This window comes from Sphingomonas kyeonggiensis (genome assembly GCF_014196745.1).
GTDB lineage: Bacteria > Pseudomonadota > Alphaproteobacteria > Sphingomonadales > Sphingomonadaceae > Sphingomonas > Sphingomonas kyeonggiensis.
On sequence record NZ_JACIEH010000001.1, the window covers coordinates 608,211 to 625,440 of the forward strand.

The following is a 17,230-nucleotide window of genomic DNA, read 5'->3' on the forward strand; positions in this document are numbered from 1 at the left end:
ACAAGCGCAGTTCGCTCCGAACCGGAGCTAGATCTTGCTCGGCAGGTCGAGGCTGACCTTCACTGCTTCCCCTTCAAAGCCTCCGCCAGCGACACCGTAGCGCTCCCGCGTCGCGCCGGCCTGGGCTGGGATTCGTCCGGTGCCCAGCCGGTCAGGTAGACGATCTCGAAGCGCTCGGCGGTCTTGCCGTCCGGGTCGGCGCGCTCGGCAAAGCCTTCCGCCGCCCGGGCCAGGGTGCCGCGGGTCAGGGGCGGGGTGCCCGGCAGCAGGTTGGTCGCCGCCATGCCGCGCAGGTCGCTCAGCAGCGAGAACATGCTCGAATAGCGCACGGTCAGCGGCTCGACATCGGCCACGGGCAGCGCGAAGCCGGCGCGGCTGAGCAGGTCGCCGGCGGCGCGCACGTCGATCTGGGGGTGGAAGCGCGCCACCGGGCGCTCGCCCTCGGCCTTGAGGAAGACGCTGCGCAGGGTCGCCAGCGTGCCCGCGCCGAGGAAGGCGCCGAGGAACAGCCCGTCGGGGCGGAGCGCGCGGCGGGCAAGGGCGAGGGCGCCCGGCACGTCGTTGATCTGGTCGAGCACGCCGATGCTCACCACCAGGTCGAAGCTCGCCTCGGGGAAGGGGTGGCGGTCCTCGTCGGCATGGACGCCGCCGGCCTGGGCGGCGAAGGCCGCGCCCGCGTCGATCCGGGTGATGGCGGTGTCGGGCAGGGTGAAGCCGCCGCCGAAGCTGCCCAGGTCGAGCACGTCGCGGAAGTCGCGCTTCACGCCGACCAGCCGGTCGTGGATCCCCTCGAGCATGTGCTCGCGGACAAAGCCCTCGTAGCGGCGGGCGGCGCGGTCGCGGCGCTTGCGGCGCAGGGCGCGGTCGAAGATCTCGGCAGAATCAGTCGGTCCATTCTGGGGCATGGCGCGCTTGTGCGCCCGCGTGCCGCCGGGGACAAGGCGGGGATGGCGTGGAATCTGCCCCTGGGGCGTCCGCTGGCATGGCCGGTCGCCCGGCCGCTCGCGCGGATCGCCGATCTGGCGCTGCCGCCGCGCTGCCCGGGCTGCGGCGCGATCACCCCGGCCGACCATCGCTTCTGCGCCGCCTGCTGGGGGAGCCTGGCGTTCCTCGGCCCGCCCTGGTGCGCGGCCTGCCATCTGCCGTTCGGGCATGACCGGGGGGAGGGGGCGTGTTGCGCCGCCTGCATCGCCGCGCCGCCGCCGCATGACGGGATCCGCGCCGCGGTGGCCTATGGCGAAGTGGCGCGCGGGGTGGCGCTCAAGCTCAAATATGCCGGGCGGCTGGCCTGTGCGGAGACCATGGCGCGGGCGATGGCGCGGCTGATGCCGGGCGAGGCGGAGCTGCTGGTGCCGGTGCCGCTGCATCGCTGGCGGCTGTGGTCGCGCGGGTTCAACCAGTCGGTGCTGATCGGCGCGGCGCTGTCGCGGGCACACGGCGTGCCGCTCGAGGCGGAGCTGCTGCGCCGGGTGAAGGCGACGCCGGTGCTGCGCGGGCTCGGCGCGCGGGCGCGGGCAAGGGCGGTGGCGGGCGCCTTCGCGCTGGCGCCGGGCGCGCGGGAGAGACTGGCGGGCAGGACGGTGGTGCTGGTCGACGACGTCCATACCAGCGGCGCCACCGGCGATGCCTGTGCGCGGCTGCTCAAGCGCGGCGGGGCGGCGAAAGTGATCCTTCTGTGCTGGGCGCGCGTTCTGGAGGGAGAGGAAAGCCCGGATTGACAAGCGCCCCGGGCGACCACAGGTGTAAGGAGCAATGCCCAAGATCGAAATCTACACCAAGGCCTTCTGCCCCTATTGCGTCCGCGCCAAGATGCTGCTCGACCGCAAGAACGCGGCTTATGAGGAGATCGACATCTCGATGGGCGGCCCACGCCGCGCCGAGATGATCGATCGCGCGCATGGCCGCACCACGGTTCCCCAGGTCTTCATCGCCGACAAGCATATCGGCGGGTCCGACGATCTCGCGGCGCTCGATGCGCGTGGCGGCCTCGATCCGCTGCTCGCCGCCTGAGGGCGGGCGGGTGCGATGATCGTCTTCGACCTCAAATGCGGCCAGGGCCATGTCTTCGAGGCGTGGTTCGGGTCGAGTGCGGCCTGGGAAGGCCAGCGCGCCGCCGGGCTGGTCGCCTGCCCGATGTGCGGAAGCGTCGAGGTCGAGAAGGCGGTGATGGCGCCGAACGTCGGGGCGAAGGGCAACCAGGCGCCGGCGCCGGCTGCCGGGCCTTCGGGAGAGGGGCCGATCGCGCCGGAAGTCATCAAGGAAGCGATCGCGACGCTCGCCGCGCTCCAGGCCAGGGCGCTGGAGGGGTCACAATGGGTCGGCACCGGCTTTGCCGACAAGGCCCGCGCGATGCATCTGGGCGAGGCGCCTGCCGCTCCGATCCACGGCCAGACCAGCGCGGCCGAGGCCAAGGCGCTGATCGAGGAAGGCGTGCCCGTCGCGCCGCTGCCGCTGCCGGTGGTGCCGCCCGAAGCCTGCAATTGACCCGCCGGGCCGGGCTCGATACCACGCCGCCCGTGCCTCCGTAGCTCAGCAGGATAGAGCGACGGTTTCCTAAACCGCAGGTCGTGAGTTCGAATCTCGCCGGGGGCACCATTTTTGTTTGCCTCAAGCGCCGGCACGGGCATCCGCCCGCTCGGCTATCCTCGCATAGGCTCGGGCGGCCGTTCGGCCTTGCGAACCCTGACGGGTTCGATGCCGCTACCTTAGGGGCACCATTTTCGGCCATTTCGCCGCGCGATCGCGCCGCATTTCGCGATCAGCGCCCTTGCGGGTGCATGTCATAAACCTGTAACGCGCACGCTTGTCCCCTCGGGAGCCGTTGTCATTCGCCAGATTGCCGCCTTGCCCTATCGCACCGAGGGCACCACGATCGATGCGCCCGTGCGCGTCATGCTGGTGACGTCGCGCGAGACGGGGCGCTGGGTGATTCCCAAGGGCAATCCGCCCAGCGGCATCACCCTGCACAGCGCCGCCGCGCTCGAGGCGAAGGAAGAGGCGGGCGTGCTCGGCCTCGTCTGCCCGACGCCTCTGGGCACCTATCGCTATCGCAAGAAGCGCCCCAACGGGGCCTCGCTGATGTTCGACGTCGAGGTCTTTCCCCTGGCGGTCAGCGCCGAGCTGTCGTCCTGGAAGGAACAGTCGCAACGCGAACGCCGCTGGTTCAGCCTCGCCGAGGCCGCCGAGGCGGTCGACGAGGAGGACCTGCGCGACCTCATCCGTTCCTTCGGCCCGTCCGAATTCAAGGCAGCCACCCAGCGCATCGGCATCCTCGCCGCTGTCGCCGAAAAATCGAAAGTGAAGTCCATGTTCGCCTGGTTCCAGCGCCTCCTGCCCAAGACGGGCAATTTCTTCGAATTGTTCGAGGCGCATGCAGTCACCGTTGCGGCGGGCGCGGAGGCGCTCTCCCGCCTGGTGCAGGACGGCAACCGCGACCATGTCCTCGAAGTGATCGAGCGCGAGCACGATGCCGACGAGATCATCCGCGAGATGCTGCGCACCGTGCGCGAAACCTTCCTAACCCCGTTCGACCGCGGCGCGATCACCTCGCTGATCGGCTCGATGGACGATGCGATCGACGAGATGCAGGCCGCGGTCCAGGCAATCGACCTGTACGAAGTCGCCAAGTTCGAGCGCGAGATGCAGGACATGGTGGCGATCATCGTCGATGCCTCGCGCCTCGTCGTCGAGGCGATGCCGCTGCTGCGCGACGTCGGCCGCAACGCCAAACGCCTGCACGAGCTCACCGAGCGCCTGGTCCGCATGGAGAGCCATGCAGACGAGATTCATCGCGACGGCCTGAAGCGCGCCTTCAAGGAGCTCGGGCCCGTCGACGCGCTCAACTTCTCGGTCCAGCGCGAAGTCTACAAGCATCTCGAGCGCATCGTCGACGCGTTCGAGGATGTCGCGAACGAGATCGACGGCATCGTGATCGACCACGCCTGATAGAGGCCCAGAGCGATGCACGAACTCGCCCTACCGCTGCTCATTGGCCTGATCATCGTCGCGCTCGCGTTCGATTTTCTCAACGGCCTGCATGACGCCGCCAACTCGATCGCCACCGTGGTGGCGACGCGGCTGCTCAAGCCGGTCCATGCCGTCGCCTTCGCTGCGGCGTTCAACTTCGCCGCCTATTTCCTCACCATTGCCTTCCCCGCGCTCCACAAGGTGGCGGACACGATCGGTCAGGGCCTGATCGACAAGAATTTCATCACCCCCGCGGTGGTCTTCGGTGCGCTGGTCGGCGCGATGTTCTGGAACGTCGTCACCTGGCTCAAGGGCATTCCGTCTTCGTCCTCGCACGCCCTTGTCGGCGGGATGATCGGCTCGGGTGTCGCCCATGCCGGCCTCACCGGGGTGAAGTGGACCGGCCTCAACAAGACGCTGATCGCCATCGTGCTCTCGCCGACGATCGGCATGATCCTGGCGATGCTGGTGATGCTGATCACCAGCTGGCTGTTCATGCGCGCCACTTCGCGCGCCGCCGAGCGCAGCTTCCGCATGCTGCACCTCGTCTCCTCGGGCGCCTATTCGCTGAGTCACGGCCTCAACGATGCGCAGAAGACGATGGGGATCATCACCGTGCTGCTCTATTCGACCGGCTATCTGCACGGCGAGTTCCATGTGCCGCACTGGGTGGCGATCTCCTGCTATATCGCCATCGCGCTGGGTACGCTGAGCGGCGGCTGGAAGATCATCGAGACGATGGGATCGCGCATCACCAAGCTCTCCCAGCACCAAGGCTTCAGCGCCTCGCTGGCCGGCTCGATCGTACTGTTCGGCGCATCGCTGCTCGGCATCCCGGTCTCGACCACCCACACCATCACCGGTGCGGTGATCGGCGCGGGCACGGCGCGGCGGGCCTCGGCGGTGCGCTGGGGCGTGGCAGGCAATGTCATCACCGCCTGGATCATCACCATCCCCGCATCCGCGGCGGTGGGGGCGCTGTTCTACGCGCTGACCCTGTTGTTCTGATCCGGGGGAGGGGGCGTCGCGCCCCCTTTTCGCCTCAATGCAGCGCGAGCGTGCGCGACAGTAACGTCTCGGTGATCACGCCGAACCGGGCAGGCTCGCCGAATGCGCGGGCGGACAGCATCGCGCCATAGACTGCGGACATGAACGCGTCAGCTTCTTCCGCCGGCGAGCGGACCAGCGTCACACTGCCTTGGCGCACGCCAAGTGCCAGCAGCTGTGCCAGCCAGCTGGTCAGCTCGGCGAAATGGGCACGGACCGACACCGCGACATCCTCAGGCAGGCTCGGCAGCTCGGCGGCTAGCATCGCGGCGACGCAGAAGGGCGCGCTGTTGTCGAGGATGCAGCGCTCCCAATAGAGCGCATAGGCGCGCAGCTGGGCGCCGGCATCGGGCTCGGCCTGCGCGAGCGCCTCCACCTGCGCATGGATCAGCGACCGCGAGTGATCGACTACCGCCTTGGCCAGGTCGCTCTTGCCGGCGAAATGGTGATGGATGCTCGCCTTCCGGATGCCGATCGCCTCGGCGATGTCGGCATAGCTGAACCCGTTATATCCGCGCGTCATGATCAGGTGGCGCGCCTGGTCGACGATCTGCTCGGCCGTGCTTCGTGTCATTTTTCTACCTTCCAATAGGTAGGTATTCGCTTGCGGTGCGAGCGGCAAGGGGCTAACGACCTACCAACTGGAAGGTAGATTTAAGGAATCGCAATGTCCCGAGTCATCGAGCGTGATGCCGCCACTGTCGCGTCGCAGGCACCTGCGGGCGAGGCCATTCGGCTTCGCAATTATTATCTCCTGCGCGCCGTCGTCTCGGCAGTGTGGGTTGCCGCCGCCTTCACGGTCGGCAAGGATCTCGGCTGGGTCGCCGCGCTGCTGCTGATCGTCTATCCGGCCTGGGATGCGGTGGCCAATCTGCTCGACGCAGCTGGAAGCGGCGGGCTGGCGCGCAATCGCACCCAGGCGCTCAATACGTTGGTCAGCCTCGCCACCGCCCTGGCGGTCGCCGCGCGGATCGGCGACATGCACGCGGTGCTCGGCATCTATGGCGGCTGGGCGATCTTCGCCGGCCTGCTCCAGCTGGGCACCGGCGTGCGGCGTTGGAAGAGCTATGGCGCGCAATGGGCGATGGTGCTGAGCGGTGCGCAATCTGCGCTGGCCGGCGGCTTCTTCATCTCGCGTTCGCTGGGATCGCATCTGCCGGGCATCGTCGACATCGCGCCCTATGCGGCGTTCGGTGCCTTCTATTTCCTGGTCTCGACCATCTGGCTGACCTTCAGCCGTAAGGGGTGAACGGAACACGGCGCGTCCGGCCTAATGGGCATGGACGCGCGGATCGTCGTCGCGGTGCACATATTCGATGCCCAGCGGACCGGTGCCAGTCACCTGGGTGATATATTCGCCGGACCTGGCCCAGTGGAAATGGGGCGTGTTGCCGGGCAGGATGACCACGCTGCCGGGACCATAGGCAGTCAGCCTGGCGGGATCGAACGCCTTGCCGAAGCCGATATAGAAGACGCCGGAAATGACCGTGTAGACGCGGTCCTCCGGGTGGATGTGCGGCAGTAGCTTCACGCCGTCGGCCACCCTGACGCGAACTACATAGGGACCTGGCTTGGTCGGATCGCCGACCACTTTGGCGAGCAGAGCGCCAGCGGGGAAGGCATCGAACGGCGCGAAGCCGATCGCCTCCGCATGGACCGAGCCGACCTGCTTCGGGGGAAGCTCCTGCGCCGCCGCGGACGTCGCGACGAGGAGGGCAATGCCTGCCACGGGTGCGACGGCCCGGCGGTCCGGACGAGTCCTGGTCTCCATGAAACCTCCTCTGGTCGGTTGCTGAACCGCTCCAAAGTGTCGCGTCCGGCGCCGGTGCGCGATTGGACGATGGTATCGCCGAGACCTTGGTGTCGGCTCCGCTAGAGTGCCACGCCCAGCCCGCGCCCGATCGCGCGTACCCGGCCGATCAGCGGGGAGATCAGGCGGTCCGGATCGTTGCCAGGCAGGTTCACCCCCTCGGGCAGCACCGCCATCGCCTGGCGCATTGTCACCGCCCCCTGGCGCAGCGCGGGCCGGGCGACCAGCCACCATAGCCGGGCATGCTCGCCATCCACCTCGATCCGTTCCTGCGGCGTGAGCGGCGTGCGGGCGACATGATCGGCATGGAGCGCCGCCAGGATACGGGAGAGGCGGCCAAGCGTGTCCAGGTCGGGCGCCGGGTCGCGCTGCATGAAATAGCGCACGACCAGCTCGGCATTGCCCTGGCTCTCGTCGCCGAACACCGATTGGTAGCGCTCCGCGAGCACTCGCGCCGCGCTGGCGGCCATGGTGTCCGCGAACTTCTTCGAGGCCCCGCCGGGGTGGCAGCGATAGAGCAGGTGCGCCTCGTCGAGCCGGGCGATCTGCCCGAAGCGGCTGAGGCGGTGATAGAGGTCGAAATCCTCCGCATAGCGCACCTGAGGGCGCTCGAAGGGATCGAGCAGTCGTGCAGCCTCGGCGCGGAACATGACGGTCGACCAGACCAGCGGGTTCTGGGTCAGGATCAGCCAGTCGATCATCGCCGGGGTGAGCGGGCGGTCGGCAGGCCAGGGCGTGACCTGGCCATTCTCGAGCAGCTCGGCGGCGGTGGCGACGAGCATGGTGCCGGGATGGGCGTCGAGCCAGGCGACCTGTGCGGCGAAGCGGCCGGGCTTGCAGAGATCGTCCTGGTCGAGCCCGGCGATGTAGCGCCCGCGGGCAGCCGCGAAGCCGATGTTGCGGGCGACGACCGGGCCGCCGTTCACGCCGGCATGGAGGACGCGCATGCGCGGATCGGTCAGCGTGGCGAGCAGGGTGCGGGTGTCGTCGGTCGAGCAATCGTCGACGATCACCATCTCCCAGTCGGTGAAGTCCTGGGCGAGGACGCTGTCGATCGTCGCGCCGATCCAGGCCGCGCCGTTATAGGCAGGCATGATGACCGAGACGGTGGGGGCGGGCAGGCCGTTCATGCGGCGAGGCTCACGCTCTGGCCGAGCAACTGGTCGACGATCAGCTGGCCGACATCGTTCTGCCACTGCCACAGGCCGTTGGCCTTGCCCTTGAAGCTCTTCTCGCCACCCAGCCGTCCTTCGGGGACGAAGCCGGCGGCGAGCCCGATGCCATAGGCGCCGGGGATCGGCTGGCCCTCGGCGTCGGTGACGCGGCAGAGCTGGTCGGCAAGGCGCGGGCGGCCCGGGGCATGGGCGGTGAGCGCAATGCGATTGCCCGTAGCGTCGAGCAGCGGCAGGGCATGGGGGCGATAGCCGAGCGCGGCGACGACGACATCCGCTTCGGCGAGGAGCTTCGCGGTCTCCGGATCGGGACCGGCGAGCTGGTGGAGACGGACCCGCGGATCCGGCGTGCGGCCACCGATGCGGAGCATGCGCAGCACCAGCTCGCGCGCCTCGAGCCGGAAGCCGGCCAGACGATAGACGAAGCCCGAGAGCGGGCAGATGTCGTCGGGGCCGAAATCGGTGAAGCCGTCGGCATGGGCGGCTTCGGCAGAGGGGTACCAGGGGCGAAGGTCCTCGCGGTGGAGCAGGACCAGGCTCTCGGCGCCGAACGGAATGTCGGACTTGAGGAGGAGGACAGCGGAGGCGATGGCGGAAGTGGAGGCGCCGATGATCGCGATGCGCGGGGCGCGCTTGCCGGCGATCCGCTCGCGAAGGCGGTCGATGCCGCCGGTCCGCAGCATGTCGTCGCACAGCATCAGCCGCGTGCCGACCTGCTCGCCGAGCGGGGCGCCGGCGACAGAGGCCGCGGTGACGTTGCTCTCCGACTGGTACCCGCCGGTGGCGATGACGATGTTCTCGGAAAGCAGGTCGCGCTCGGCGCCGGTGGCGCGGTTGCGGATGCGGGTCTGCCAGAGACCAGCCGGAGTGCGGCGGCTGTCGAGCACTTCGTGGCCGGTCAGGACATGGCCGCCAGCCTCGGCAACGACCGCGCCGACGCGCTCGCCCATCGCCTCGAGGAAAGGGGCAGTGCGGTGGAGCGGTACGCCGAGCTTGCCGACATACTGGGCGATCTCGCGTGCGGCCGGGTGATCCGTCAGCGCGGCGATTGCGGGCTCGGGATTGTCCTTCACGGCGCTGAGGAAGGTCTCGGCGGTGCTGTCGGAGGTGATCGCATAGCCCGGCAGCTCGCCCGCGCCGAGGCTCGGGCCGCGCTCGACCACGGCGAGGCTGGCGCCCAGTTCGCGCAGCTTGCCCTTCTTGCTCGCCGAGATGAGGAAGGCGATGCCGGCGGGGCCGCCGCCGATCAGGACGGTGGAGAGAATCTTCTGCGGCGCGGCCGGCACCACGATCCGGGGCTTGCGCAGCGCGGCGTGGAGCGCATCGCAGATGGTGGCGACATCGGCCTCGGTCATCGCATCGGTGATCGGTAGCGACAGCATCCGGGCGGCCAGGTCGTCGGCCACCGGGGTCGAGGTGCGCAGGCACTCGCGCTGGAAATAGGGCTGCTGGGCGAGGTGCGGCGCGAAATAATGGCCGGCGCCGATGCCCCGTGCGGCGAGTTCCGCCATCACCGCGGCACGGTCGCTACCCTCGGGGAGGAGCATCGGCATGAACTGGGCGACCTGGCGCCGGGCGTTGGTCGCCTGAAAGGTGACGGTATCGCCCAGGCTGGTGCGATAGACCTTGTCGAGTGCAGCGCGGTGCCCGGCGACCGCGTCGATCTCGTCGAGCTTGGCGAGGGCGAGCAGGCCGAGGATCTCGGGCAGCTTGGCGTTGGTGCCGGGCTCGGTCGCCGAGCGGGGCGCCCCGAAGCCGAAATTGTGCATTCGGCGCAACGCTTCCACCTGATCGGCGTCCGCGCTGTAGATCAGGCCTCCTTCGGCGGTGGCGAAGGTCTTGGTGGCGTGCATCGAGAAGACGTTGGCGAAATTGGCGCCGGTAGCGAAGCCACGGCCCTCGGCGTCGAGACTGCCCAGCGACGCGGCGGCATCGACGACCACGCCGACACCGTGCTGCTCGGAGAGGCGGGCATAGCGGGCCAGGTCGATGCAGGTGCCGAAGGTGTCGTAGGGGACCAGCACCGCGACTTCGCCGGCATGGCGGGCCAGGGCGGCCTCCTCGGCTTCGGCGCTGGCGGCCCAGTCATTGGGGTCGCTGTCGACCAGGATCGGGGTGAGGCCGGCCCAGATCGCGGCATGGGCGGTGGCGGCGAAGGTGAAGCTGGGGAGCAGCGCGTACTTGCCCTTGCGGCCCTGGGCGGCCTGGCGGATCGCAAGGATCAGGCCGATGGTGGCGTTGTTCACCGCCAGCGCTGCGCCCACGCCGCCGAAAAGCTCGGCGACGACCCGGGCCTCGAACTCGCGGACGACCGGGCCGCCATTGCTGTAGATGCCGCGTGCCTCGATGGCCCGCAGCGCCTCGGTCATTTCGCTCAGGCGCGGCGGTTGCGGCGCGATCAGCGGTAGCTTGTGCATGTCCCCGGCAAGGTCCCTCGTCCCCAATCCGGAAATTATGCCTGCACGTCTACTAAGATTAGGTAAGCCGCTTCAACGCCACCAGTTCGCGGTCCAGCGCCTGCAGGAACGCCGAGCGATCCGCCGCCGAGAAGGGGCGGGGGCCGCCGATCTGGTCGCCGCCGGCGCGCAGGTCGGCCATGATCGCCCTGGTGGCGATCGCGTCGCCGATCGAGCTCATGGTGAACGGCTTGCCGTTCGGCGCCAGCACCTTCGCGCCGGCCTTCAAGGCCCGGTCGGCGAGCAGGATGTCGGCGGTGATTACCACCGCGTCCGCGCCGGCCTGCTCGGCGATCCAGTCATCGGCGGCGTCGAAGCCGTCGCTGACCACCTGCCGGCTGACCAGCGGGTGCTGCGGCACCCGGAGCCAGCTGTTGCTCACGATCACCACCGGCACCTCGTGCCGCCAGGCGACCTTGTAGATCTCGTCCTTCACCGGGCAGGCGTCGGCGTCGACGAGGACCCTCACCGGTGCGACGGGCCCCGGGCCGGCGGCGCCTTGCGATAGGGCTTGGCCTGGTGACGCGGGGCGCCGGGGCCACCCGCCGGACGGTTCGGACCGCCACGCTGCGGCCGGGCACCCTGGCCCTGGCCCTGGGCCGGCGGCGCATCGGACTGCTCGATGCGCACGTCTTCCTCACCCTCGGTGGTGCGGGCGACGGCGGCGATGAACTTGCTCGCCAGCGCGCGCGGGATCTGGAACGAAGTCTCGTTCGGCCCGATGCGGATCGCGCCGACTTCGTTCTTGGTGATGTGGCCGCGGCGGCAGATCAGCGGCAGCACCCAGCGCGGATCGGCGTTCTGACGGCGGCCAATGTCCATGCGGAACCAGACGACGTCGTCGAAACCCGGACGGTGCTGGCCGGCCTGGCGCTCCTCGCGGCGATCGCCCTGGCTGCTGAGCTCCTCGGGCGCCGGCAGCGCAGCGCGGTGTGCACGGACCAGCGCGGCGGCGATATCGGCGGGCGAGCGCTCGGCGAGCAGGCGCTCGGCGATGGCGGCGTCCTCCTCGTCGATCTCGACCGGCGCGAGCAGCGCGGTGATCAGGCGCTCGCGGTCCTGCTCGCGGATCGCCTCGGCGCTGGGCACGTCGACCCACTCGACCGGGATGCGCGCGCCCTTGAGCATCATCTCGACGCGACGACGGCGCTGATAGGGGACGATGAGCACCGCGGTGCCCTTCTTGCCCGCACGGCCGGTGCGGCCCGAGCGGTGCTGGAGCGTCTCGGCGTCGCGCGGCAGTTCGACGTGAACCACCAGGGTGAGCGTCGGCAGGTCGATGCCGCGGGCGGCGACGTCGGTGGCGACGCAAACCCGGGCGCGCTGGTCGCGCAGCGCCTGCAGGGCGTGGTTGCGCTCGTTCTGGCTATGCTCGCCCGACAGCGCCACTGCGGAGAAGCCGCGCTCGACCAGCGTGGCGTGGAGGTGGCGGACATTGTCGCGCGTCGCGCAGAACAGGATCGCCGTCTCCGCCTCGTGGAAGCGCAGCAGGTTGATCACTGCATGCTCGATGTCCGACGGGCTGACCGTGACGGCCTGATAGCTGATGTCGCCGTGGCCGCGGTCTTCGCCGACCGTCGAGATGCGCAGCGCGTCGTTCTGGTAGCGCTTGGCCAGCGCCACGATCGGCTTCGGCATGGTCGCCGAGAAGAGCAGGGTGCGGCGGGTGTCGGGTGCACCGTCGAGGATCGCCTCGAGATCGTCGCGGAAGCCCATGTCGAGCATCTCGTCGGCTTCGTCGAGGACGACGGCGCGCAGCGCGGTGAGGTCGAGCGCGCCGCGCTCGAGATGGTCGCGCAGGCGCCCCGGGGTGCCGACGACGATGTGCGCGCCATAGTTGAGCTGGCGGCGCTCCTTGGCAGCGTCCATGCCGCCGACGCAGGTGGCGATGCGCGCACCGGTGGGGCCGTAGAGCCAGATCAGCTCGCGGCTGACCTGCAGGGCGAGTTCGCGGGTCGGTGCGATGATGAGGGCATGCGGTTCGCGGGTCGGCGCGATCTTGCCATCTTCGCCGAGTAGCTCGGGATGCATGGCCAGGCCGAAGGCCACGGTCTTGCCCGAGCCGGTCTGGGCGGAGACGATGAGGTCGCGGCCCACGGCTTCGGGGGCGATGACGGCGGCCTGGACGGCCGTGGGCGCGGCGTAACCACGCGCTGCGAGCGCTTCGGCGAGAAGCGCAGGGAGTTCAGCAAATGACATGAGACCCCGCACATGGGCTCGAAGGGCCCTTACCGCAAGGGAAAAGAGGGTTGACGGCGAGCGGCGTCGCTTTGTGTCGTCGAAGCCGGTGGTTGAGCAACTAAATGGCGGATTCCGGCGGTTTTCGGTTGTCGCTTGTAAATTCTTTACAACGGAAACGTTGAATCCCTTGAATCGCCTTCGTGCGCGCGGGGCAAGGGACTCGGGCTGGAATTGCATCTCCGAGGGTAGATCAGACGAAATCCTATTTTGCCAGCCTTCACTCCCCCTCCCTTGCGGGGAGGGGGAGCGGAAGATCAGCCGATCAGCGCCTTGACGCCATCCGCCAGGCTAACGGTCGGGCGGCCGATGAGCCGCGACAGGGTGTGGCCGTCGTCGAACAGCGCGCCCTTGGCGATTTCCACGTCCCAGCCGGCGAGCATCTCGGCGAAGGGGGCGGGGACGCCGGCGCCGGTGAGGGCGGCGGCATAGTCGGCCGGGGCAAGGTTCTGGAACGGGATGTCGCGGCCGGTCTGGCGCGAGAGCTCGGCGGCGAGATCGGCGAGGGTGAAGGCGGTGTCGCCGGCCAGCTCGTAGATCTTGCCCGCATGGTCCGCGCCGGCCAGCACCGCGACCGCGGCATCGGCATAGTCGGCACGCGCGGCGGCGGCGATGCGGCCCTGGCCGGCGGCGCCGATCAGCGCGCCATGGGCGAGCGCGCCCTGCACGCTGGCGGCGTAATTCTCGACATACCAGCCGTTGCGCAGGAAGGTGTAGGGGATGCCCGAGGCGAGGATCAGCTTCTCGGTGAAGAGATGCTCGCTCGCCAGGCTGAGCGCGCTGGTGTCGGCCCGCAACAGGCTGGTGTAGACGATGCGGCCGATGCCGGCCTGCTTCGCCGCCTCGACCACCGCCGCGTGCTGGGCTTCGCGCTTGCCGACCTCGCTCGACGAGATGAGCAGCAGCGTGTCCACGCCGGCGAGGGCGGCCGACAGCGTCTCGGGCCGGTCATAGTCGAAGATGCGCGCGGCGACACCGAGGTCGGCGGCCTTTTCCGGGCTGCGGGCCAGGGCGACGATCTGGTCGGCGGGCAGCTTGCCCTTGAGCTTGTCGATGACGAGACGGCCGAGCTGGCCGGTGGCTCCGGTGATGGCGATGGTCATGTGTCCGTTCCTTCTTGGCGGGTGACGGACATCCAGATATTGGCCTTGCTTACTATTCGTAAGTACATACATCGAGGTAAGTATGGAAAAAGATCTCGAACCCTTCTCGACCCGGGTGCGCCGTGGCGCGGTGCTGGAGCGCAATTGCCCGTCGCGCGAGGTGCTGAAGCACGTCACCAGCCAATGGGGCGTGCTGATCCTGATCGTGCTGGAAGGCGGCACGCACCGCTTCAGCGAGCTGCGCCGCAAGGTCGACGGGGTGAGCGAGCGGATGCTGGCGCAGACGCTGCAATGGCTGGAGGGCGACGGGCTGGTCGAGCGGATCGCCTATCCGGTGGTGCCGCCCCATGTGGAATACAGCCTGACCCCGATCGGGCGCGAGGCGGCCGGGCATATCCGCGCGCTGGCCGACTGGATCGAAGTCCGGCTGCCGGACATCTGCGATGCGCAGGCGGCACGGGTGGCGGCGTAAGGCGCATTTCTCCCGCTCCCTCTGGGAGCGGGAAGGGGCCCGCGAGCGTAGCGAGTGGGAAGGGTGAGGGTAGCCTTACCTTACGACCCTCACCCTTCCGCTGCCTTCGGCAGCTCCCTCCCTCTCCCAATGGGAGAGGGAATTCAGCTCAGAAGCTTGCCCAATCCTCCACCGGCTTCGATGCCTTTGCGACGGGGGCGGCGAGCGGCTTGACCGGGGAGACATAGCCGCGTGGCTTGCCCGGCTTTTGCGGGCGCGCGGGCAGGCTGGTGCGGGCCGCGGCGCCGACATCGAACTTCGACGCCTGCTCGCTGAGCGCAGTGACTTCGCTGGCCAGGCTGCGCGCTGCGGCGGTGGATTCCTCGACCATCGCGGCATTCTGCTGGGTCGCCTGGTCCATCGTGCCGATCGCGGCGCTGATCTGGGTGATCGCGGTGGCCTGGGCCTGATTGTCGCCAGCCATCTGGCTGAGCAGCGCATGGACCTCACCGACGTCGCTCGAGATGCCTGCAAAGGCACCATCGACCTTCTGGACCATCGCGACGGCGGTGATGATGTCGGCCTGGGTATGGGTAAGCTGGTCGCGGGCGCGGCCGGCCTCTTCCTCGGCGCGCATGGCCAGGGCGGAGACCAGGTCGGCGACGACCGCGAAGCCGCGGCCCGCCTCGCCGGCGCGGCCCGCTTCCACCGCGGCGTTCATCGCGAGGACGCGCGTCTGGAAGGCGATCTTGTCGAGACCTTCGATCACGCTGTCGATGCCCTTGGCGCTGTCGGCCACGCGGGTCATCGCCTCCACGGCCTCTTCGGCGATCACCCGGCCATCGGACACGGTGGCGATGGCGCCATCGGCGCGTTCCACCGTGCGACTGGCCGCTGCGGCGGTTGCCTTGAGGCGATTGTCCATCTGGGAGACCGCGGCGGTGGTTTCCTCGAGGCTCGCGGCGTTCGCCTCGGTGCGGCGCGACAGGTCCTCGGAAGCCTCGGCGATCGAGCCCGAGCCGGTCTGGATCGCGGCGGTGCTTTCCATCACCGTGCCGATCAGCCCGCGCAGCGCGGTGAGCGCGGCGTTGAAGTTGGTGCGGAGCCCGGCATAGCCCTGCGGGAAGTCGCTGCCGATCTCGGCGGTGAGGTCGCCATGCGAGAGGCGTTCGAGGCTGGAGCCGAGACGGGTGACCGCGTGCGCCTGTTCCTCTCCCTGGCGGATCTGCTCGACGGCGTTGTCGCGGAAAGTGTGCATCGCCTTGGTCATGCGGCCGACACAGTCCTGATAGTTGGTGAACTCGATCGGGCTGTTCAGGTCGCCGGCGGCGAGTGCCTCCATGCGGATGACGGTGGAGACATAGGGATCGGCGATCGCGGCGCGATAGCGGACGCACTGGACCGCGGCGCCGCCGATCAGCAGCGCGACGAGGGGCAGGGCGATCATGGTGGGCGCGAGGAAGGCGACCAGCGCGACCAATGTCATGACACCGATCAGCGAAGCGAAGGCGACATAGAGCTTGAGACGTATGGGCGCGGTGGCCTGAAACCAGTGCATCGAAGTCCTCCTGAGCGGCCCCGGGAGGTACGCGCCCGGGAAACCTGGCGCCCGCGGGGTAGAGAACCCGTTGGACAAGCCCTTTTTAGGCGGCTCAGACGCGAAACGTTCGCAGCTGCACCAAATTCAATACGGGGATTTACGGAAGCGATTACTTCGAAATGGTGCAAGTGCATGGAAATGCAGGAAAACCGGAAAGCAACGGCTTAGTGGTCGTTCCTGCGAAATCTGGCTAGAGCGCCAGCCCTGCCGCACGGCCGCTCGCCCAGGCCCATTGGAAATTGTAGCCGCCGAGCCAGCCGGTGACGTCCACCGCCTCGCCGATCGCGTAGAGGCCGGGGACCTTGCGGGCCTCCATGGTCTGCGAGCTGAGTTCCGCCGTGCTGATCCCGCCGATGGTGACTTCGGCCTTGGCATAGCCTTCGGTGCCGTTGGGCAGGAACTGCCAGTCGGCGAGCCGGCGGGCGGCTTCGTCGAGCGCGCGGTCCGGCGTGTTGGCCAGTTCGGTGGCGAGCGCGAGCTTCTCGGCCAGCGCATCGGCGAGCCGGGCGGGCAGGGCCTCGCCGAGCAGCTTGCGCAGGGTGACGCGGGGCCGGGCGCGCTTGGCGGCGAGCAGCCAGCCGGGCTCGGCTTGCGGGAGGAAGTCGATGCCGATGGGCTCGCCGTGGCGCCAGTAGCTCGACACCTGGAGGATGGCGGGGCCCGATAGCCCTCGGTGGGTGAACAGCGCCGCCTCGCGGAAGCTTGCCTTGCCGGCGCGGGCGGTGACGTCGGTCGAGACGCCGGACAGTTCGCGGAACAGGGCTTCCTCGCCGCTCAGGGTCAGCGGGACGAGGGCGGGGCGGGGCTCGACGATCTTCAGGCCGAAGCGGCGGGCGAAGTCATAGGCGAAGCCGGTGGCGCCCATTTTCGGGATGGAGGGGCCGCCGGTGGCGAGGACGAGGGCCGGGGCCTCGGCGATACGCGCGCCGCAGGTGACGCGCCAGCGGGCATCGGCATGCTCGACCTGCGGGGCGTGGCCGAGCCAGATCTCGACTTTCCCCTGTGCGCATTCGTCGAGCAGCATGTCGACGATCTGGCGGGCCGAACCGTCGCAGAAGAGCTGGCCCAGCGTCTTCTCGTGCCAGGCGATGCGGTGGCGCTCGACCAGGTCGAGGAAATCCTGCGCGGTGTAGCGGCCGAGCGCGGACTTCATGAAGTGCGGGTTCTGCGAGAGGTAGCGATCCGGCGCGGTGCCGATATTGGTGAAGTTGCAGCGGCCGCCGCCGGAGATCAGGATCTTCTTGCCCGGGGCGTCGGCGTGATCGACCAGCAGCACGCGCTTGCCGCGCTGGCCGGCGGTGAGCGCGCACATCAGCCCCGCGGCGCCGGCTCCAAGGATGATCGCGTCGTACATTGGCCAGCGCCTAGCAGTTGTTCAGCCTGCGGC

17 protein-coding genes and 1 tRNA gene are annotated in these 17,230 nt (G+C 69.1%); 8 read left to right on the top strand and 10 right to left on the bottom strand.

Annotated features, from left to right (window positions below; translation table 11 throughout):
• Positions 1-59 precede the first annotated feature (59 nt).
• A complete protein-coding gene (locus tag GGR46_RS02970) occupies positions 60-905 on the bottom strand; it encodes a methyltransferase domain-containing protein (RefSeq protein WP_246425878.1) in 846 nt (281 codons plus the stop codon).
• A 42-nt stretch (positions 906-947) separates the two neighbouring features.
• Between GGR46_RS02970 and GGR46_RS02975 the strand changes: the two genes are divergently transcribed.
• The 6 genes from GGR46_RS02975 to GGR46_RS03000 all read left to right on the top strand — a co-directional run bounded on the left by GGR46_RS02975 (position 948) and on the right by GGR46_RS03000 (position 4,974).
• Positions 948-1,718: a ComF family protein gene (locus GGR46_RS02975; RefSeq protein ID WP_246425879.1), complete on the top strand. Its 771-nt coding sequence runs from the start codon at positions 948-950 to the stop codon at positions 1,716-1,718.
• A gap of 34 nt (positions 1,719-1,752) precedes the next feature.
• Positions 1,753-2,010: a glutaredoxin 3 gene (gene grxC / locus GGR46_RS02980; RefSeq protein ID WP_183994420.1), complete on the top strand. Its 258-nt coding sequence runs from the start codon at positions 1,753-1,755 to the stop codon at positions 2,008-2,010.
• A gap of 15 nt (positions 2,011-2,025) precedes the next feature.
• On the top strand, positions 2,026-2,484 hold the full coding sequence (locus tag GGR46_RS02985; protein WP_183994422.1) for a DUF1178 family protein: 459 nt from the start codon (positions 2,026-2,028) through the stop codon (positions 2,482-2,484).
• Between the two features lie 34 nt (positions 2,485-2,518).
• Positions 2,519-2,595: transfer RNA gene (locus GGR46_RS02990), tRNA-Arg, on the top strand.
• A 249-nt stretch (positions 2,596-2,844) separates the two neighbouring features.
• On the top strand, positions 2,845-3,945 hold the full coding sequence (locus tag GGR46_RS02995; RefSeq protein ID WP_221262538.1) for a DUF47 family protein: 1,101 nt from the start codon (positions 2,845-2,847) through the stop codon (positions 3,943-3,945).
• Between the two features lie 15 nt (positions 3,946-3,960).
• Positions 3,961-4,974: an inorganic phosphate transporter gene (locus GGR46_RS03000; RefSeq protein WP_183994424.1), complete on the top strand. Its 1,014-nt coding sequence runs from the start codon at positions 3,961-3,963 to the stop codon at positions 4,972-4,974.
• 34 nt (positions 4,975-5,008) lie between these two features.
• Here GGR46_RS03000 and GGR46_RS03005 read toward each other — a convergent pair whose 3' ends face one another.
• Positions 5,009-5,587 carry a TetR/AcrR family transcriptional regulator gene (locus GGR46_RS03005; RefSeq protein ID WP_183994426.1) on the bottom strand — a complete coding sequence of 193 codons (579 nt, stop codon included), beginning with the start codon at positions 5,585-5,587 and terminating at the stop codon, positions 5,009-5,011.
• Positions 5,588-5,680: 93 nt separating this feature from the next.
• On the opposite strand from GGR46_RS03005, the gene GGR46_RS03010 reads away from it, so the two are divergent.
• Entirely contained in the window at positions 5,681-6,262 is a 582-nt protein-coding gene (locus tag GGR46_RS03010) for a DUF308 domain-containing protein (protein ID WP_246425880.1), read from the top strand.
• Positions 6,263-6,283: 21 nt separating this feature from the next.
• Here GGR46_RS03010 and GGR46_RS03015 read toward each other — a convergent pair whose 3' ends face one another.
• The 6 genes from GGR46_RS03015 to GGR46_RS03040 all read right to left on the bottom strand — a co-directional run bounded on the left by GGR46_RS03015 (position 6,284) and on the right by GGR46_RS03040 (position 13,792).
• Complete coding sequence (locus GGR46_RS03015) at positions 6,284-6,784, bottom strand: cupin domain-containing protein (protein ID WP_221262539.1); 501 nt, start codon at positions 6,782-6,784, stop codon at positions 6,284-6,286.
• 101 nt (positions 6,785-6,885) lie between these two features.
• Complete coding sequence (locus GGR46_RS03020; RefSeq protein ID WP_183994428.1) at positions 6,886-7,953, bottom strand: glycosyltransferase family 2 protein; 1,068 nt, start codon at positions 7,951-7,953, stop codon at positions 6,886-6,888.
• Positions 7,950-10,412, bottom strand: coding sequence for an aminotransferase class I/II-fold pyridoxal phosphate-dependent enzyme (locus tag GGR46_RS03025; protein WP_183994430.1), 2,463 nt, complete (start codon positions 10,410-10,412; stop codon positions 7,950-7,952). Before GGR46_RS03025 ends, GGR46_RS03020 begins: the two co-directional genes overlap by 4 nt.
• A gap of 58 nt (positions 10,413-10,470) precedes the next feature.
• Positions 10,471-10,920 (bottom strand): YaiI/YqxD family protein, encoded by a 450-nt coding sequence (locus GGR46_RS03030; protein WP_183994432.1) that lies wholly within the window; start codon positions 10,918-10,920, stop codon positions 10,471-10,473.
• The gene (locus GGR46_RS03035; protein ID WP_183994434.1) at positions 10,917-12,650 is read right to left on the bottom strand and encodes a DEAD/DEAH box helicase; all 1,734 of its coding nucleotides are present in this window, start codon (positions 12,648-12,650) and stop codon (positions 10,917-10,919) included. Before GGR46_RS03035 ends, GGR46_RS03030 begins: the two co-directional genes overlap by 4 nt.
• Positions 12,651-12,946: 296 nt before the next feature.
• The gene (locus GGR46_RS03040; protein ID WP_183994437.1) at positions 12,947-13,792 is read right to left on the bottom strand and encodes an SDR family oxidoreductase; all 846 of its coding nucleotides are present in this window, start codon (positions 13,790-13,792) and stop codon (positions 12,947-12,949) included.
• Positions 13,793-13,874: 82 nt separating this feature from the next.
• Between GGR46_RS03040 and GGR46_RS03045 the strand changes: the two genes are divergently transcribed.
• On the top strand, positions 13,875-14,264 hold the full coding sequence (locus tag GGR46_RS03045; RefSeq protein ID WP_183994439.1) for a winged helix-turn-helix transcriptional regulator: 390 nt from the start codon (positions 13,875-13,877) through the stop codon (positions 14,262-14,264).
• 148 nt (positions 14,265-14,412) lie between these two features.
• On the opposite strand, the gene GGR46_RS03050 is transcribed toward GGR46_RS03045, so the two are convergent.
• Both GGR46_RS03050 and GGR46_RS03055 read right to left on the bottom strand, forming a co-directional pair.
• On the bottom strand, positions 14,413-15,801 hold the full coding sequence (locus GGR46_RS03050; protein ID WP_183994441.1) for a methyl-accepting chemotaxis protein: 1,389 nt from the start codon (positions 15,799-15,801) through the stop codon (positions 14,413-14,415).
• Positions 15,802-16,033: 232 nt separating this feature from the next.
• Entirely contained in the window at positions 16,034-17,197 is a 1,164-nt protein-coding gene (locus tag GGR46_RS03055; protein ID WP_183994443.1) for a BaiN/RdsA family NAD(P)/FAD-dependent oxidoreductase, read from the bottom strand.
• Between the last annotated feature and the right edge of the window lie 33 nt (positions 17,198-17,230).

Excerpts from the sequence above, each read along its gene's own strand:
- GGR46_RS02970 (WP_246425878.1), bottom strand. The coding sequence starts at position 905 with ATGCCCCAGAATGGACCGACTGATTCTGCCGAGATCTTCGACCGCGCC.
- GGR46_RS02975 (WP_246425879.1), top strand. The coding sequence starts at position 948 with ATGGCGTGGAATCTGCCCCTGGGGCGTCCGCTGGCATGGCCGGTCGCC.
- grxC (WP_183994420.1), top strand. The coding sequence starts at position 1,753 with ATGCCCAAGATCGAAATCTACACCAAGGCCTTCTGCCCCTATTGCGTC.
- GGR46_RS02985 (WP_183994422.1), top strand. The coding sequence starts at position 2,026 with ATGATCGTCTTCGACCTCAAATGCGGCCAGGGCCATGTCTTCGAGGCG.
- GGR46_RS03000 (WP_183994424.1), top strand. The coding sequence starts at position 3,961 with ATGCACGAACTCGCCCTACCGCTGCTCATTGGCCTGATCATCGTCGCG.
- GGR46_RS03005 (WP_183994426.1), bottom strand. The coding sequence starts at position 5,587 with ATGACACGAAGCACGGCCGAGCAGATCGTCGACCAGGCGCGCCACCTG.
- GGR46_RS03010 (WP_246425880.1), top strand. The coding sequence starts at position 5,681 with ATGTCCCGAGTCATCGAGCGTGATGCCGCCACTGTCGCGTCGCAGGCA.
- GGR46_RS03015 (WP_221262539.1), bottom strand. The coding sequence starts at position 6,784 with ATGGAGACCAGGACTCGTCCGGACCGCCGGGCCGTCGCACCCGTGGCA.
- GGR46_RS03020 (WP_183994428.1), bottom strand. The coding sequence starts at position 7,953 with ATGAACGGCCTGCCCGCCCCCACCGTCTCGGTCATCATGCCTGCCTAT.
- GGR46_RS03025 (WP_183994430.1), bottom strand. The coding sequence starts at position 10,412 with ATGCACAAGCTACCGCTGATCGCGCCGCAACCGCCGCGCCTGAGCGAA.
- GGR46_RS03035 (WP_183994434.1), bottom strand. The coding sequence starts at position 12,650 with ATGTCATTTGCTGAACTCCCTGCGCTTCTCGCCGAAGCGCTCGCAGCG.
- GGR46_RS03040 (WP_183994437.1), bottom strand. The coding sequence starts at position 13,792 with ATGACCATCGCCATCACCGGAGCCACCGGCCAGCTCGGCCGTCTCGTC.
- GGR46_RS03045 (WP_183994439.1), top strand. The coding sequence starts at position 13,875 with ATGGAAAAAGATCTCGAACCCTTCTCGACCCGGGTGCGCCGTGGCGCG.
- GGR46_RS03050 (WP_183994441.1), bottom strand. The coding sequence starts at position 15,801 with ATGCACTGGTTTCAGGCCACCGCGCCCATACGTCTCAAGCTCTATGTC.
- GGR46_RS03055 (WP_183994443.1), bottom strand. The coding sequence starts at position 17,197 with ATGTACGACGCGATCATCCTTGGAGCCGGCGCCGCGGGGCTGATGTGC.